At 60.3% G+C, this 14510-nt stretch carries 13 protein-coding genes and 2 pseudogenes; 7 read left to right on the forward strand and 8 right to left on the reverse strand.

The annotated features are described in order from the left end of the window. Positions 1 to 50: 50 nt before the first annotated feature. The 3 genes from MMG91_RS21235 to MMG91_RS21245 all read right to left on the reverse strand — a co-directional run bounded on the left by MMG91_RS21235 (position 51) and on the right by MMG91_RS21245 (position 3549). Positions 51 to 1433 (reverse strand): MFS transporter, encoded by a 1383-nt coding sequence (locus MMG91_RS21235; protein WP_305448081.1) that lies wholly within the window; start codon positions 1431 to 1433, stop codon positions 51 to 53. Positions 1434 to 1569: 136 nt separating this feature from the next. Continuing rightward, on the reverse strand, positions 1570 to 2304 hold the full coding sequence (locus MMG91_RS21240) for a helix-turn-helix transcriptional regulator (protein ID WP_030128369.1): 735 nt from the start codon (positions 2302 to 2304) through the stop codon (positions 1570 to 1572). A 315-nt stretch (positions 2305 to 2619) separates the two neighbouring features. Further along, positions 2620 to 3549 (reverse strand): LysR family transcriptional regulator, encoded by a 930-nt coding sequence (locus tag MMG91_RS21245; protein ID WP_305504353.1) that lies wholly within the window; start codon positions 3547 to 3549, stop codon positions 2620 to 2622. A gap of 118 nt (positions 3550 to 3667) precedes the next feature. On the opposite strand from MMG91_RS21245, the gene MMG91_RS21250 reads away from it, so the two are divergent. Both MMG91_RS21250 and MMG91_RS21255 read left to right on the forward strand, forming a co-directional pair. Beyond that, complete coding sequence (locus MMG91_RS21250) at positions 3668 to 4681, forward strand: zinc-binding alcohol dehydrogenase family protein (RefSeq protein WP_305504351.1); 1014 nt, start codon at positions 3668 to 3670, stop codon at positions 4679 to 4681. A gap of 173 nt (positions 4682 to 4854) precedes the next feature. Further along, positions 4855 to 5025: a hypothetical protein gene (locus tag MMG91_RS21255; RefSeq protein ID WP_305448077.1), complete on the forward strand. Its 171-nt coding sequence runs from the start codon at positions 4855 to 4857 to the stop codon at positions 5023 to 5025. Between the two features lie 8 nt (positions 5026 to 5033). Here MMG91_RS21255 and MMG91_RS21260 read toward each other — a convergent pair whose 3' ends face one another. Continuing rightward, positions 5034 to 6230 carry a multidrug effflux MFS transporter gene (locus tag MMG91_RS21260; RefSeq protein ID WP_305504349.1) on the reverse strand — a complete coding sequence of 399 codons (1197 nt, stop codon included), beginning with the start codon at positions 6228 to 6230 and terminating at the stop codon, positions 5034 to 5036. 107 nt (positions 6231 to 6337) lie between these two features. After that, positions 6338 to 6535 (reverse strand): heavy-metal-associated domain-containing protein, encoded by a 198-nt coding sequence (locus MMG91_RS21265; protein WP_008069687.1) that lies wholly within the window; start codon positions 6533 to 6535, stop codon positions 6338 to 6340. A 159-nt stretch (positions 6536 to 6694) separates the two neighbouring features. Here MMG91_RS21265 and MMG91_RS21270 point away from each other — a divergent pair, with 159 nt between their 5' ends. From MMG91_RS21270 to cueR, 3 genes are all read left to right on the forward strand, one after another. Then, positions 6695 to 7078 (forward strand): hypothetical protein, encoded by a 384-nt coding sequence (locus tag MMG91_RS21270; RefSeq protein ID WP_310660600.1) that lies wholly within the window; start codon positions 6695 to 6697, stop codon positions 7076 to 7078. Between the two features lie 94 nt (positions 7079 to 7172). After that, positions 7173 to 9566, forward strand: coding sequence for a heavy metal translocating P-type ATPase (locus MMG91_RS21275; protein ID WP_310660601.1), 2394 nt, complete (start codon positions 7173 to 7175; stop codon positions 9564 to 9566). After that, positions 9563 to 9976: a Cu(I)-responsive transcriptional regulator gene (cueR, locus tag MMG91_RS21280; protein ID WP_007907120.1), complete on the forward strand. Its 414-nt coding sequence runs from the start codon at positions 9563 to 9565 to the stop codon at positions 9974 to 9976. Before MMG91_RS21275 ends, cueR begins: the two co-directional genes overlap by 4 nt. On the opposite strand, the pseudogene MMG91_RS21285 reads toward cueR, so the two are convergent. Both MMG91_RS21285 and MMG91_RS21290 read right to left on the reverse strand, forming a co-directional pair. Then, positions 9930 to 10145 (reverse strand): annotated as a pseudogene (locus MMG91_RS21285) (MFS transporter); the annotation flags it as partial. The gene cueR and the pseudogene MMG91_RS21285 overlap by 47 nt on opposite strands. A 138-nt stretch (positions 10146 to 10283) precedes the next feature. After that, entirely contained in the window at positions 10284 to 11177 is an 894-nt protein-coding gene (locus MMG91_RS21290; protein WP_305448071.1) for a PA4780 family RIO1-like protein kinase, read from the reverse strand. 403 nt (positions 11178 to 11580) lie between these two features. Here MMG91_RS21290 and MMG91_RS29005 point away from each other — a divergent pair. Both MMG91_RS29005 and MMG91_RS29010 read left to right on the forward strand, forming a co-directional pair. Continuing rightward, positions 11581 to 12669 (forward strand): annotated as a pseudogene (locus MMG91_RS29005) (cache domain-containing protein); the annotation flags it as partial. Positions 12670 to 12798: 129 nt separating this feature from the next. Continuing rightward, positions 12799 to 13527 carry a methyl-accepting chemotaxis protein gene (locus MMG91_RS29010; protein ID WP_370694720.1) on the forward strand — a complete coding sequence of 243 codons (729 nt, stop codon included), beginning with the start codon at positions 12799 to 12801 and terminating at the stop codon, positions 13525 to 13527. Between the two features lie 124 nt (positions 13528 to 13651). Here MMG91_RS29010 and MMG91_RS21300 read toward each other — a convergent pair whose 3' ends face one another. Then, positions 13652 to 14443, reverse strand: coding sequence for a helix-turn-helix transcriptional regulator (locus MMG91_RS21300; protein WP_310660602.1), 792 nt, complete (start codon positions 14441 to 14443; stop codon positions 13652 to 13654). Positions 14444 to 14510 lie beyond the last annotated feature (67 nt).

Below are 14510 nucleotides of genomic sequence, written 5' to 3' on the forward strand. Positions count from 1 at the left end.
GCCTTCAAAATAAAGACCATCAAGACAGTTGCTCCCACATTTAATCGGTGTTAATTGATAATCACCGGCTCACTCAACTCCTCCAACGTCTTGCCCCGGGTCTCCATCCCGAACATCCACACCACCCCCGCCGCAATCGCAAAACACATCGCCCCCAGCGCAAACACCCCGCCTTGCCCGGTCATCGGGAACACCAACCCGGTCACCAACGGCCCGAGCAACGACCCCACGCGGCCGATGGCTGAGGCGAACCCCGAGCCCGTGGCGCGTGCCGATGTCGGGTACAACTCAGGGGTGTAGGTGTAGAGCACCGCCCACATGCCGAACAGAAAGAACTGCATCAGCAGCCCCGAGGTAATCAACAGACTGACGTTGCCGCCGAACACCGCACTCTGGCCATAAAGAAACGCCATGACGCCGCCGCCGAGCAATGTCACGACGCACACCGGTTTACGCCCCCAACGCTCCACCAGCCAGGCAGCCATGAGGAAACCGGGGATCCCGCCAAGAGAAATCAGCACCGTGTAATACACCGACTGGGTCACGGCGAAACCCGACTGTTGCAACAACGCGCTGAGCCAGGACGTCAGGCCATAGAAACCCAGCAAAGCGAAGAACCACACGCTCCAGATCATCATCGTGCGCTGACGATACTGCGGCGACCAGATCTCCCCTAGCGCAGAGAAGAAAGTACCCGGTTGACTCGCCATCCGTGGCAGGCGAATGGGTTCAGGCAAATCCGCACGGCCCAGTGAAGCCCGAACCCGGTCTTCGATGCCGAGCAAGACCTTATCCGCCGCGTCATGATGCCCGGCCTGCTCCAGCCAGCGCGGTGACTCGGGAATGAAAAAACGAATCGCCAGGACGAACACCGCCGGCACCGCCAACACCAGAAAGATGTCGCGCCAGCCAATCACCGGCAACAGGAAGTACGACAGCACCCCGGCCGCGACGAAACCGAGCGGCCAAAAACCATCCATCAACGCGATGTAACGCCCACGTCTCTTTGCCGGAATCAGCTCGGACAGCATCGACTGCGCAATCGGAAACTCCATGCCCATGCCGATCCCCAACAGGACTCGGAACAACGTCAGCGTTTCGACGTTCTGCGCCGTGGAGCACAGGTAGCTGGCGATGCCCCACAGCACAATGCTCCACTGGAACACCGGTTTGCGTCCGAAGCGGTCGGCCAACATGCCGGACAGCGATGCGCCCAGAACCATGCCGAAGAAACTCGAACTGGCCAGCAACCCGGCCTGCGCTGTGCTCAGGCCGAACTCGGTTTTGATCGAGCCGAGGAGGAAGGTCATCATCGCCAGGTCCATGGAGTCGAAGAAAAACGCCAAGGCAATGATGATGAAAATAATGCGGTGATAACCGCTGATGGGCAGCCGCTCCAATCGTTCTGCCGCGCTGAAGCTTCGTGTTTCCATGCCACATTCCCCCAATCCTGAAAGTCCCCGGATCGAGTGTGCGCGATAGCGGCTGGGGGTTATTGCTGGATACGACCTGTCCACAGCTCTGAACGACGCCTGAAACAAAGATCCCGGACGTCGCACCTCGATGGCTCTAAAGCGCCATTTCCAGTTCGGTTTCCTTGGCGAAGCGATGAATCTCCCGTTGCCCCGCAGCGGTGATCTGCAACGCTCGCGAATCGTTGGGCAGGCTCAACCAGCCCGATTGCATGAACAGCTGCAACAACGCCGCGCCCAATGATCCGCCCATGTGCGGACGTCTTTCGCTCCAGTCCGGGCAAGCGCAAGCGACTCTGCTGTTGCGATGAGCCAGCGCCTGGATGAACACACCGCGTGTTGCCAATTGTGTGGCGCCCTTGTGAGTGATCATGACCCGCTGATCGAATTGCTCGATCCATCCCGCATCCAGCAGGCGCTGGTAGAGGTCGGCGGCCAGGGTACCGCCCAGATGGTCGTCGCAGAGTCTGGCCCGCAGAAGTGACGAAGGCGCCGCCTGAGGTTTGGCGATAGGGCTGGTGCGTTTGAAAACCTCTGGAATGTCCCGAGGAGCGCTGGCCAGGGTTGCGCTGGCCAAGGCCTCTATCGCGGCGCCGACTTCGGGCGCGGCAAGCCGGAAAAACCGTTTGCGTCCACGGGTTTCGACTTTCAACAGACCTCCGGCGGACAAACGCCCTAAATGCGCACTGGCCGAAGACGGCGACAGGCCGGCCAGCAGCGCCAGTTCCTCGGTTTGCCGCGCCGAGCCGTCCATCAAAGCCCACATCATTGCGCTGCGCTTTGGGTCAGCCAGCAATGTGGCGATCTGGCTGATGCAAGGTGCATGTTCCATGTATTCACTCCCTGTTGAATCGTTTCGTCTACTGCTCAGAGACATCTTGACCAGTAATGTGTCGTCGGCCAAGACGCGAAAACCGCCATAAACCGGGCAAAGTCACCCACTCACCCAGGCCATTGCTTCGCGGGTGCAACGAAGGTCGGTAATGACCATGGGGTCTGACCGAATCGAACCTGAACTCGCCATTGCGAGGTCGACGGTGCGTACATGAGGCGGGCGCTAGTATAAGCGGGTTAACCGCCGGTTCCTGCTCTCGGGGATCTTTTGGTGGTGATAGTTCCTGACAGAAATTTCGCTATTTGCCTGCGACTAATGATCGACATCCGATTTCGTCGGAAATTGACTGCTTATGCGAGCGCATCGGCTGGCAAGCATTTCCCGCAAAAGGTTCACCGGCTTACTCAATTGTGCGCGATGGGCGCACAGCAAATTCAGCGGTGCGCGCTCACAGAGCAACTCCGGCATCAACACGTTCAATCGACCGGCCAGCACATCGGCAGCGACATCGAGCCAGGACTTATACGCAATCCCCGCCCCCGCCATGGCCCACAGACGCACAACATCGGCGTCATCACTGAAGCGATCGCCACTGACCGTCAGGCTTACTTCGCGTTTGCCATCGTGGAAACTCCAATGATCGTGAACCCGGCTACCGAGCATGAACAACAGGCAATTGTGCTGAGCCAGTTGCTCCAGATGCCGAGGTTCGCCATGCCGGGCCAGATAACTCGGCGCTGCACAGAGCACGCGACGGTTCTGCGGGGCGATGGGCAACGCCACCAGGCTCGAGTCTTCCGGCTCGCCATAACGCAGGGCAATGTCCACCGGTTGGCGGAACAGGTCGGCGATGCGGTCGCCCAGCAGCAACCGTACCGTGAGTTTCGGATGCTCGCGCTGAAACTCGTCAAGCCACGGCAACAACAGGTTGCGACCGAAATCCGAAGGCGCCGACAGCTGCAAAATCCCGCTGACCTGATCCTGCCCACTGGCCAGCAAGCGGCGGCCCTCATCGAGATTGCTCAAGGCTGCCCGGGCGTATTCCAGAAAGCCCTCGCCTTCAGCGGTCAGGCGCAGACTGCGGGTAGAACGGGCGAGCAAGCGCGCGCCGAGTTGCTGTTCGATGCGCTTTAACGCCGCACTGGCCACCGCCGCCGACATATCCATCACCCGCGCAGCCGCTGACAGACTGCCCAGGTCCGCGGCCCGGACGAACAACTGCAAGTCATCGAAACGCAACATCGTCAGCCTCGATTATCAAAAAAATATTGAAAGAGACTGCTCTTTTAGCGGGTTTTATCTTGCCGGGAAATAACCAATCATCTGTCCCATCGAAATCATTCCCTCTGAGGAACCCACCATGAAAGCCATTGCCTACTACGCCTCCCTGCCCATCAGCGACGAAAAATCCCTGCAAGACATCGAACTGCCAGAACCGGTCGCCGGTCCGCGCGACCTGTTGGTGGAGGTCAAAGCCATCTCGGTCAACCCGGTGGACACCAAGGTCCGCCAGAACGTCCAGCCTGAAGGTGGCGCGGCAAAGGTGCTGGGCTGGGACGTGGCCGGTGTGGTCAAGGCTGTCGGCAGCGAAGTGACCTTGTTCAAGGCTGGCGACAAGGTGTTCTACGCCGGCTCCATCGCCCGTGCCGGCGGCAATAGCGAGTTGCATGTGGTGGACGAGCGAATCGTCGGCCATATGCCGAAAACCCTCGGTTTCGCCGAAGCCGCCGCCCTGCCGCTGACCGCCATCACCGCGTGGGAACTGCTGTTCGAACGCCTGCAAGTGCGCGAAGGCAAAACCGATGAGGGCCAGAGCCTGCTGATCGTCGGTGCCGCTGGCGGTGTGGGTTCGATCCTCACGCAACTGGCCAGCCAGCTCACCGGGCTGAAGGTCATCGGCACCGCTTCCCGTGCACAAACCCAGAGTTGGGTGCGTGACCTGGGCGCCGATCAGGTGATCGATCATAGCCAGCCGCTGAGTGAAGAACTCAAACGTGCCGGGTTCGAGCATGTGACCCACGTCGCCAGTCTGACCCAGACCGATCAACACCTGGATCAACTGGTAGAGGCGTTGGCGCCGCAAGGCAAACTGGCGTTGATCGATGATCCGAAGTCCCTGGACGTGACCAAGCTCAAGCGCAAGAGCCTGTCGCTGCACTGGGAGTTCATGTACACCCGCTCGCTGTTCGAAACCGCAGACATGATCGAGCAGCACAAACTGCTCAACCGCGTCGCCGGGCTGATCGATGCAGGCACGTTGAAAACCACGGTCGGCGAACACTTCGGGACCATCAACGCGGCCAACCTGCGGCGTGCCCATGAGCTGCTGGAGAGCGGCAAGTCCAAGGGCAAGATTGTGCTTGAAGGATTCTGACCTGAAGATCAAAAGATCGCTGCCTTTGTGGGAGCCGGCGATCTTTTGCCGTCAGTCAGAGAATTGACCGTTGTCACAATTGCGATCGTATTCAGGTCTACAATCGAAATCTCTGCAAACAATCATTTACGTGATGTCTTTTACGAGACGTCTTTTACGATAGGAGCTCAGCAATGAAGATCCTGATAAAAGAAGTGGCAAAATCCCGCTGGCAGGTCCGCCTGGATCAACACGCTGTGATGTTCCGCAGTGAGGCCGAAGCCTTGGCCTTCACTAAAACGCTTGAAGCGCGCTTGCACGCGCCCCATCAGATTCCCGACCGTCAGCAGCGCGCTGCTGGCTGAGTCCGTCCTCAGACCTGGGCCTGCGCCAGCGCCCGGGTATTTTGCAAACGTCGGGTGAGCATCGCTGCGCTCACCACCAGAATCCCGCACAGGCTGATGACCATGGCCATCGGCATGGCGCTGCCATCGTGCAAAACACCCACCAATGCTGCGGCCCCGGCGGCGACGCTGAACTGCAGGCAACCGAGCATCGCCGATGCACTGCCCGCCCGCGCGCCCTGCCCGTTCATGGCGCAGGCCGAGGCGTTGGGCACAATACAACCCAGGCTGGCAATGCAGAGGAAAAGCGGAATCAGCAACGGCCACAACTGCGCGGTGTGCAACGCGCTGACCGCCAACAGAGCCAGACCGCCCGCCAGATAGAGCCAGACAGTACGCGCCAGTAAAAACGCCGGACCGCGCTTGGCCAGCATCCGGGCATTGACCTGGGCCACCAGAATGAAACCCGCCGCATTAATGCCGAACAGCCAGCCGAAATGCTCGGCCGGCACACCATAGAGTTTGATGAAGACGAACGGTGAACCGGCAATGTAGGCAAACATCCCGGCGATGGCGACACCACCGGTCAGGGCATGGCCGAGGAAGATGGGGTCCGCCAACAACCGACCGTACTGACGCAGCGCGCCCGACAACGGTTGGCGCGGCACATGGGCCGGCAGACTTTCCGGCAGCCCGAGGGCCACTGCCAATCCTGCCAGTGCACTGAAACCGGTCAGCACCAGAAAGATCGATTGCCAGCCAGTCGTGTTAACCAGCAACCCGCCCAGCATCGGCGCAAGAATCGGCGCCAGGCCCATCACCAGCATCAACTGCGAAAAGACCTTCGCCGAACCCACCGCATCGCATTTATCGCTGACCACCGCCCGCGAAATCACCATGCCCGCGCAACCGCCCAGCGCCTGGATGAAACGTGCGCCGATCAGCCACTCCAGCGTCGGCGCATAAGCACAGGCCAATGAAGCGGCGGTGAACAAGCCGAGCCCTGTCAGCAAGGGAATCCGTCGCCCAAAGCGATCAGCCACCGGGCCGTACGCCAGTTGGCCAATGGACAGGCCGAGGAAATAGGCCGCCAGGGTCAGTTGAACGTGTTTTTCGTCGGTACCGAAAGCGAGCGCCATCGCCGGGAATGCCGGCAGGTAGAAATCGATCGCCAACGGACCGAAAGCGCTCAAGGCGCCGAGAATCAGGATTGTACGGAGGTTCATCAGGCGTCCAGGTTAGGCATGCAGGTTGGCCATGGATCGGCAGGCCAACAGTCTAGCCGGGCGTGGACGCCTTGAACATTCCGTTAGGTCGCTAACTATTAAAAAACTCAGGCCAATTTGACGCCATAACCTTCTTCGCTGATCGCGGCGATCACTTGATCGGCCGTCAGCGCACTTTCAACGCCGACTTCTTTTGCCGCCAGATCAATGCGCACGCTGGCCGCGGGATCCTTGGCTTGCAGCGCCTGAGTAATGGCCTTTACGCAATGACCGCAGGACATGCCTTCAACATTGAACACTTGCATGGGACGTCTCCTTAATGGGGCCCGTTAATCGGGTTAAGGGCAGTCTCGAGCTTGCCACCATGGCAAGGTCAAGTTCTGAAGCAAGCTGCCGGGCTGGCAATCGGCGTCGTGCTCGGCCAAGCTGCGTCCATCTATGACTCGACATCAGGAGATTCAGCCATGCGCTGGTCAGTTCTCAGCCTGTTTGGCTTCCTCAGCCTATTTGCCGCGACACCATCGGTTCAAGCCGCCGGGGAGGATTATGGCGTGCTGATCATTTCCCGCGAGCGCCTGGAAGTGTCGACTTCCTGCGAAATCGGTGTGTACATCCAGGATCAGCTATCGGCGCGACTGTTCCAGGAACAGAGCACCTCGTTCAACCTGCCGCCGGGCAATGTGTCTCTGCGCCTCAAACTGCTGCCGGGCCAGGCCCTGGGTTGCAACCCTGGCATGCTCGCACCGGGTTCGCAGAACATCACGCTCAAGGCCGGGGATGTGTTGAAGTTCCGGATTGCGATGACGCAGGAAGGGATGTACCTCAAGCCTGCGGCTTTGGAATACTGAGTCGGCTGCGATCTTTTGATCTGAGACATGGCACTTGACCTTGCCAGCATGGCAAGGTTGATCCTGTAGGCAATCTCTACAGGGAGCGTGACCGATGTCCGAATCCACCACCTTCGATCTGCCGATTGCCGGCATGACCTGCGCCAGTTGCGCCGGGCGTGTCGAGCGTGCCTTGAGCAAAGTCATCGGCGCCACAGCCGTCAGCGTCAACCTGGCCACCGAACTGGCCCGGGTTCAAGCGCCCAGTGACAGCCTGCCGGCGTTGATGGAGGCGGTGCAGCAGGCCGGTTACAGCGTGCCACAGCAGACCCTGGAATTGAGCATCGAAGGCATGACCTGCGCGTCCTGCGTCGGTCGCGTCGAACGGGCGCTGACCAAGGTGCCGGGGGTCAAAAGTGTCAGCGTCAACCTGGCCAACGAGCGTGCACACCTCGAGCTGCTCGGCCAGGTCGACCCGCAAACCCTGATCGGCGCAGTGACCAAGGCCGGTTACTCCGCCAGCGTCTGGGAAGTTGAACACCCGCAAACCGACAATCAACAACAACGATTGCACCGCGAACGCTGGGCTTTGCTGGCGGCTATCGCCCTCGCCTTGCCGCTGGTGCTGCCAATGGTGCTGCAACCTTTCGGCGTGCACTGGATGCTCCCGGCGTGGGTGCAGTTCGCGTTGGCGACGCCGGTGCAATTCATCTTCGGCGCGCGCTTCTATGTCGCTGCGTGGAAAGCCGTGCGTGCTGGTGCCGGCAACATGGATTTGCTGGTAGCCCTGGGCACCAGCGCCGGCTACGGCTTGAGCGTTTACGAGTGGGCCACCGCCGCCGGCCGCCTGCCGCACCTGTATTTCGAAGCCTCGGCGGTGGTGATCGCTTTGGTATTGCTAGGCAAATACCTGGAAAGCCGCGCCAAGCGCCAGACCGCCAGCGCCATTCGCGCCCTTGAAGCCCTGCGTCCGGAGCGAGCCATTCAGGTTATCGATGGCCGCGAACAGGAGGTTGCGATCAGCGCTTTGCGCCTCAACGATCTGGTTATGGTCAAACCCGGTGAACGCTTCCCGGTGGATGGCGAAGTGGTGGAAGGCCAGAGCCACGCCGATGAAGCACTGATCAGCGGCGAGAGCCTGCCGGTGCCAAAACAGCCGGGTGACAAGGTCACCGGCGGCGCGATCAATGGCGAAGGTCGGCTGCTGGTTCGGACCTTGGCGCTCGGCGCAGAAACCGTGCTGGCGCGGATCATCCGCCTGGTGGAAGACGCGCAAGCGGCAAAAGCACCGATCCAGAAACTGGTGGATAAAGTCAGCCAGGTGTTCGTGCCGGCGGTGCTGCTGATCGCGCTAGCGACCTTGATCGGTTGGTGGCTGTACGGCGCGCCACTGGAAACTGCGTTGATCAATGCGGTCGCGGTATTGGTAATCGCCTGCCCTTGTGCACTCGGGCTGGCCACGCCGACGGCAATCATGGCCGGCACCGGTGTGGCGGCGCGCTACGGGATTTTGATCAAGGACGCCGAAGCTTTGGAGCGTGCCCATGAAGTCAGCGCCGTGGTGTTCGACAAGACCGGCACGCTGACTTCGGGTACGCCGCGCATCGCGCATTTGAGTGCCATCGAGGGTGATGAAGCTGCCCTGCTGCAAATGGCTGGTGCGCTGCAACGCGGCAGTGAACACCCGCTGGCCAAGGCTGTGCTGGATGCCTGCACCGAGCGCGGCCTGACCGTGGCGGATGTCAGCGACAGTCAATCGCTGACCGGGCGCGGTATTGCCGGCAATCTCGATGGTCGGCGATTGGCTTTGGGCAATCGGCGTCTGCTGGAAGAAAGCGGACTGAGCGCCGAACCATTGGCCGACTCCGCAACCGCTTGGGAAACCGAAGGCCGGACCCTGTCCTGGCTGATCGAACAAAGCCCTGAACCACGGGTGCTCGGCCTGTTCGCCTTCGGTGACACGCTCAAACCCGGCGCCTTGCAAGCAGTGCAACAGCTGAATGCACGGAACATCAGCAGCCACCTGCTGACCGGCGATAACCGCGGCAGCGCCAAGGTGGTCGCCGAGGCACTGGGCATCAGCGATGTCCACGCTGAAGTATTACCGGCGGACAAAGCCGCCACCGTCGCCGCACTGAAAAAAACCGGCGTGGTGGCAATGGTCGGCGATGGCATCAACGACGCACCGGCCCTTGCCGCGGCAGACATTGGCATCGCCATGGGCGGCGGCACCGACGTCGCCATGCACGCTGCCGGGATCACCTTGATGCGCGGCGATCCACGGCTGGTGCCGGCGGCGCTGGAAATCAGCCGCAAGACCTACGCGAAGATTCGCCAAAACCTGTTCTGGGCCTTCGTTTATAACCTGATCGGCCTGCCACTGGCGGCGTTCGGCTTCCTCAACCCGGTGCTGGCCGGTGCGGCCATGGCGCTGTCGAGCGTCAGCGTGGTGAGCAATGCGTTACTGTTGAAAACCTGGAAACCCAAAGACCTGGAGGACAACCGATGAACATTGGCCAAGCGGCCCGCCAGAGCGGCCTGAGCGCGAAGATGATTCGTTACTACGAGTCCATCGGCCTGCTCAAGGCGGCCCATCGCACCGACAGCGGCTACCGGGTCTATGGCGATGACGATCTGCATACTCTGGCGTTCATCAAGCGCTCTCGGGATCTGGGTTTCTCGCTGGAAGAGGTCGGCAAACTGCTGACCCTCTGGCAAGACCGTCAGCGAGCCAGTGCCGATGTGAAGGCGCTGGCCCGTCAGCACATCGACGAGCTGAACCAGAAGATTCGCGAACTCGGGCAACTGCGCGACACCCTGCAAGACCTGGTAGAACATTGCCACGGTGACCACCGCCCGGACTGCCCGATCCTCAAGGAGCTGGCGTCGGGCTGCTGCGCCGAACCCGCCCATTCCTGAACGCCAACCCCTTCGCCACCAGCAACGTGGTGAGGAGAATGCCTTGGAACAACACCACTGCGCCGGGCGTCCACCAGGAATAGAACGGCGCGGCGATCAACATGCCGATACCGAACCCGGTCATTTGCAGCAGCGTCAGGAAACTGAAAATCGGCAGGCGCAGGTTTTCCCACAGGTCAGGTATCGATCATAGAATCCGGGGGCAACACAACACTTGTGGGAGCGGGCTTGCCCGCGATGCAGACGACACGGCTCCAAAAAAGCATCTACAAAAAACCCGGCCGAAGCCGGGTTTTGGGTCAACCGATTACTGCATCCAAGGTGGAGGCGGCTCTTCGGTCTTGCTCGGTGGCGCGTCGTCCGCAGTGCGGATCGCTTGCTTGCGCTCTTCATCAAGACGGGCCGCCTCGATCTCGCGCATGATTCCGCCAACGTCCGCCAGTTCTTCCGGCTCGTCGAACTCGCCGGTCAACACACTGGCCGGGTGCAAAGTGCCGGCTTCGTACAACGCCCACATTTCCTTGGCGTACTTAGTGCGTTTCAGCTCCGGTGCAAAACGACCGAAGTAAGACGCCATGTTGCCCACGTCCCGCTCCAGCATGTTGAACGCGTGGTTGTTGCCCGCCGCATCCACCGCTTGCGGCAGGTCGATGATGACCGGGCCGGTCGGCGTCAGCAGTACGTTGAACTCGGACAGGTCACCGTGCACCAAACCGGTACACAACATCAGCACGATTTGCGAAATCAGAAACGCGTGATATTCGCGCGCCTGGTCCGGCTCCAGCACCACATCGTTCAGACGCGGTGCGGCATCGCCGTACTCGTCGGCCACCAGCTCCATCAGCAGCACGCCTTCGAGGAAGTCATACGGCTTGGGTACCCGCACACCGGCACCGGCCAGCCGGAACAACGCCGCCACTTCGGCATTCTGCCAGGCGTCTTCGGTTTCTTTCTTGCCGAACTTGGAGCCCTTGGCCATCGCTCGAGCCTGCCGGCTGTTGCGCACCTTACGGCCTTCCTGATACTCGGCCGCCTGACGAAAACTGCGTTTATTCGCCTCCTTGTAGACCTTGGCACAACGCAGCTCGTTGCCGCAGCGCACCACATAAACAGCTGCTTCTTTACCACTCATGAGTGGGCGCAGCACCTCGTCGACCAGACCGTCCTCGATCAGGGGTTCAATGCGTTTTGGAGTCTTCATCAGCTTTTATTGTGGGTCCTTTATTACCAAACACGCGAAAGTCATTCGTTATACGGCAATCCTCTCATTCGCGGGAGGGGTTGCCGACCTATGAACGTTCCCATGAACATCAAGAAGCACACAATGTGCCGGATTAATCGGACACAACCCATTGACCGCTCAGGATCATAGCTGAGCCTGCGCCACTTGTTGACGAAGGGCTACAAGGGCATTTGCGACAGAATCTGACACGTAGATCCCTACCCTTCGCCGGATTTCTCTCAACAGACCTCAATTTCCTCGCTCATCAGCCGAAGGCATTAGAGGGAACAGAAATTGTCCGACGATCGTAAACGTTTACAGCTGCCAATAATCCGCGAGTCATCTGCACTGCGTGGGCCTACAAGAAAAAACTGGAGCGCGGATGAACATCAAACAGAAGTTGACCTGGGCGTTTGCAATCATCGCCTGCTTGCCCGTGGTGCTGGTCGCCACCCTCGTGGTGCTGAACTTGCGCAGCGATGCCAAGGATAATTTTGTCGACGGCAGCGGCCGCGAGATTCGTCAGGTCAGCAATGCCATGCAGCTGTTCTTTGACGGCATCAGCCAGAACGTCGATTACCTGGCCACCCAACCGCTGATCAAGAACTCCGACGACAGCCTCAAGACCTACATGAGCGCCAACGCCGAGAGTATTCCCCAAGGCGAGTCGGACAAAAAAATCTTCGCCCTCCTCCAGGACCTGGGCAACAGCCACCCGGCCTATGCTTATGCCATCCTTGGCACCGCAGCGGGCGGTTACGTGTCCTGGCCAGACGATGCGAAGCTGAGCAATTACGACCCGCGCCAGCGCCCTTGGTATAAAGCCGCGCAGGCCAAACCCGGCAAGCCATTTCGCACCGAAGCCTATTACTGGGCTCAGGATGACGCGACTTACGTCAGCACCGTGCGCACCATCGATAACAAACTGGGCAGCAATGGCGGCGTGGTCAGCATCGACGTGACACTCAAGCAGCTCACCGAAATCGTCAAACAGATCAAACTCGGCGAAACCGGCTACCTGATGCTGGTGGAAAACACCGGCACAATACTGGTCGATCCGAAGCAACCAGCACACAACTTCAAGGCCCTCAACAGTCTCGGCGATGGCTACGCGCAACTGGCCAAGGCCGGCAAAGGGCTGGTGGAAATCGAGCTCAATGGCGAGCGCTACATGGCCAACGTCTGGCCGTCGGAACAACTGGGCTGGACCTTTATCGGCCTGATCAAGCAGACCGACGTGATGAGCTCGGCCACTCAACTGACCTGGCTGATCGCGATCATCGCCGCCGTGCTGGCGGTGTTCTTCGCCATCGTCGGCGCCAGTTTCGCCAGCCTGATCGTACGGCCGATCCGCAGCGTGGCCAGTGGTCTGGAAGGCATCGCCCAAGGTGAAGGCGACCTGACCAAGAACCTGCAAATCCGTGGCAGCGATGAAACTGCGCAACTGGCCAACTGGTTCAACCAGTTTCTGGCGGCGATTCGCAACCTGATCCAAAGCATCGGCGGCGCCGCGACCAAAATCCTCGCCACCTCCCAGAGCTCGACCCAAGTGTCCAGCGACATGGCCGAAGCCGCCGGGCGCCAGCGTGAAGCGGTGGACATGGTGTCCACGGCGTTCCACGAAATGGTCGCCACCGCCAACGAAGTTGCACGCTCCTGCAGTCAGGCCGCCGAGTCGGCCGACAGCGGCCAGCGCCAGGCGCGTGAAGGTCAGCAGCAGATCGATGCCGCAGTGAGCAGTGTTGATCGCTTGAGCCAGGAAATCGAACAGTCGGCGCAATCGATGCAACAGCTTGAGCGCGATAGCAACGACATTCAGTCGATCCTCGGGACCATTCGTTCCATTGCCGAACAGACCAACCTGCTGGCGCTGAACGCCGCCATCGAAGCGGCCCGAGCCGGTGAGCAGGGTCGTGGTTTTGCGGTGGTGGCGGATGAAGTTCGCGCCCTGGCCAAACGCACTGCCGACTCCACGGCGGAAATCGACGGGTTGCTGGGCAACCTGGCCAAGCGCACCAGCCAGGTGACGCAGCAGATGCATGCGAGCCTGGAAGTGTCGCAGCAATCGGTGACGCGGATCGGTGAAGCGCGCAGCAGCTTCGGGCAGATTCGTGAGTCGGTGGATGTGATTCGCGACATGAACACTCAGATCGCCACGGCGGCGGAGGAACAGCATCAAGTGGCGGAAGACATCAATCGCCACATCAGCCAGATTCATGGCGACGCGCAGTTGGTGGCGGAACTGGCGAACTCGGCGCGGCTGGATTCTCAGAGCCTGGCGGGGTTGTCGAATGAGCTGGATGGGTTGGTCCGGCGGTTCAGAACCTGAGTAGGCATGATCGTTCCCACGCTCTGCGTGGGAATGCCTCAATGGACGCTCCGCGTCCGCTTCGGCAGGGACGCGGAGCGTCCCGGGCTGCATTCCTTTGCTGCGCGTGGGAACGATCATTCAACTACTGTTTGAACAACTCCCCGGGGGTAAACCCGAACAACCCCTTGAACGCCGCAATAAACGCCGACGTCGAGTCATACCCGCAAGACAGCGCGGCATGGGTCACGCTGTTCCCCTCCTCCAGCAAACTCAACGATGACAGCAGTCGCATGCGTTGACGCCAGCCGCGGAAGCTCAAGCCGGTTTCACGCTGAAACAAGCGCATCAAGGTTTTCTCCGACGTGCCCAAACGCTCGGCCCACTCCTGCAAGGTCGCATTGCGCTCAGGGCTGTCGATCAGCTCGTTGCATAAGCCCAGCAAACGTTCATGCCTGGGTAGCGGCAAGGAAAACCCCACCTCCGGCAGACTCGCCAACTGATCCAGCAACACGCCCACCAACCGCGCCTCCTGGCTGTCGCCCTGTGGATATTCCACCGGCAACAAGCAAAAACGCTTGATCAACTCCCGCGCCAATGGCGTGACTTCCAGCACCCGGCAACGCCCGTCCGCCCATGGGCAATCCTCGCGGCGCACGTACAGGCTGCGCATCTCGGCACGCATTGAGGTCACGACCTGATGCTCGAGATCCGCCGGAATCCAGATGCCCCATTGCGGCGGCGCAAAGAAACTGCCCTCGGCGGTATGCACACCGAGAACGCCGCTGATGGCGTAGGAAAACTGCACCCAATCGTGACGATGGGGCGGTGTCCACGAACCGGCGTTCAGACTTTCCGCCCGCGCATACAACGGTCGCGGCAACACGGTGAGCGTAGGAATGATTCGTTCGAGGGAAAGTTGTCCGTTAGTCGGCATTGATTGGCCTTATGTCGCAAGACGGCTGATGAGGCCGACGTTAGGCTAAGTCATCAATTCTTACAAA

It is taken from the genome of Pseudomonas sp. JL3 (assembly GCF_031570575.1).
GTDB lineage: Bacteria > Pseudomonadota > Gammaproteobacteria > Pseudomonadales > Pseudomonadaceae > Aquipseudomonas > Aquipseudomonas cucumis.

Bases quoted from the DNA above. Each gene is read 5' to 3' on its own strand.
- MMG91_RS21275 (WP_310660601.1), top strand. From the start codon at position 7,173: ATGTCCGAATCCACCACCTTCGATCTGCCGATTGCCGGCATGACCTGC.
- MMG91_RS21260 (WP_305504349.1), bottom strand. From the start codon at position 6,230: ATGAACCTCCGTACAATCCTGATTCTCGGCGCCTTGAGCGCTTTCGGT.
- MMG91_RS21255 (WP_305448077.1), top strand. From the start codon at position 4,855: ATGAAGATCCTGATAAAAGAAGTGGCAAAATCCCGCTGGCAGGTCCGC.
- MMG91_RS21290 (WP_305448071.1), bottom strand. From the start codon at position 11,177: ATGAAGACTCCAAAACGCATTGAACCCCTGATCGAGGACGGTCTGGTC.
- MMG91_RS21245 (WP_305504353.1), bottom strand. From the start codon at position 3,549: ATGTTGCGTTTCGATGACTTGCAGTTGTTCGTCCGGGCCGCGGACCTG.
- MMG91_RS21240 (WP_030128369.1), bottom strand. From the start codon at position 2,304: ATGGAACATGCACCTTGCATCAGCCAGATCGCCACATTGCTGGCTGAC.
- MMG91_RS29010 (WP_370694720.1), top strand. From the start codon at position 12,799: ATGGTGTCCACGGCGTTCCACGAAATGGTCGCCACCGCCAACGAAGTT.
- MMG91_RS21270 (WP_310660600.1), top strand. From the start codon at position 6,695: ATGCGCTGGTCAGTTCTCAGCCTGTTTGGCTTCCTCAGCCTATTTGCC.
- MMG91_RS21300 (WP_310660602.1), bottom strand. From the start codon at position 14,443: ATGCCGACTAACGGACAACTTTCCCTCGAACGAATCATTCCTACGCTC.
- MMG91_RS21235 (WP_305448081.1), bottom strand. From the start codon at position 1,433: ATGGAAACACGAAGCTTCAGCGCGGCAGAACGATTGGAGCGGCTGCCC.
- MMG91_RS21250 (WP_305504351.1), top strand. From the start codon at position 3,668: ATGAAAGCCATTGCCTACTACGCCTCCCTGCCCATCAGCGACGAAAAA.
- MMG91_RS21265 (WP_008069687.1), bottom strand. From the start codon at position 6,535: ATGCAAGTGTTCAATGTTGAAGGCATGTCCTGCGGTCATTGCGTAAAG.
- cueR (WP_007907120.1), top strand. From the start codon at position 9,563: ATGAACATTGGCCAAGCGGCCCGCCAGAGCGGCCTGAGCGCGAAGATG.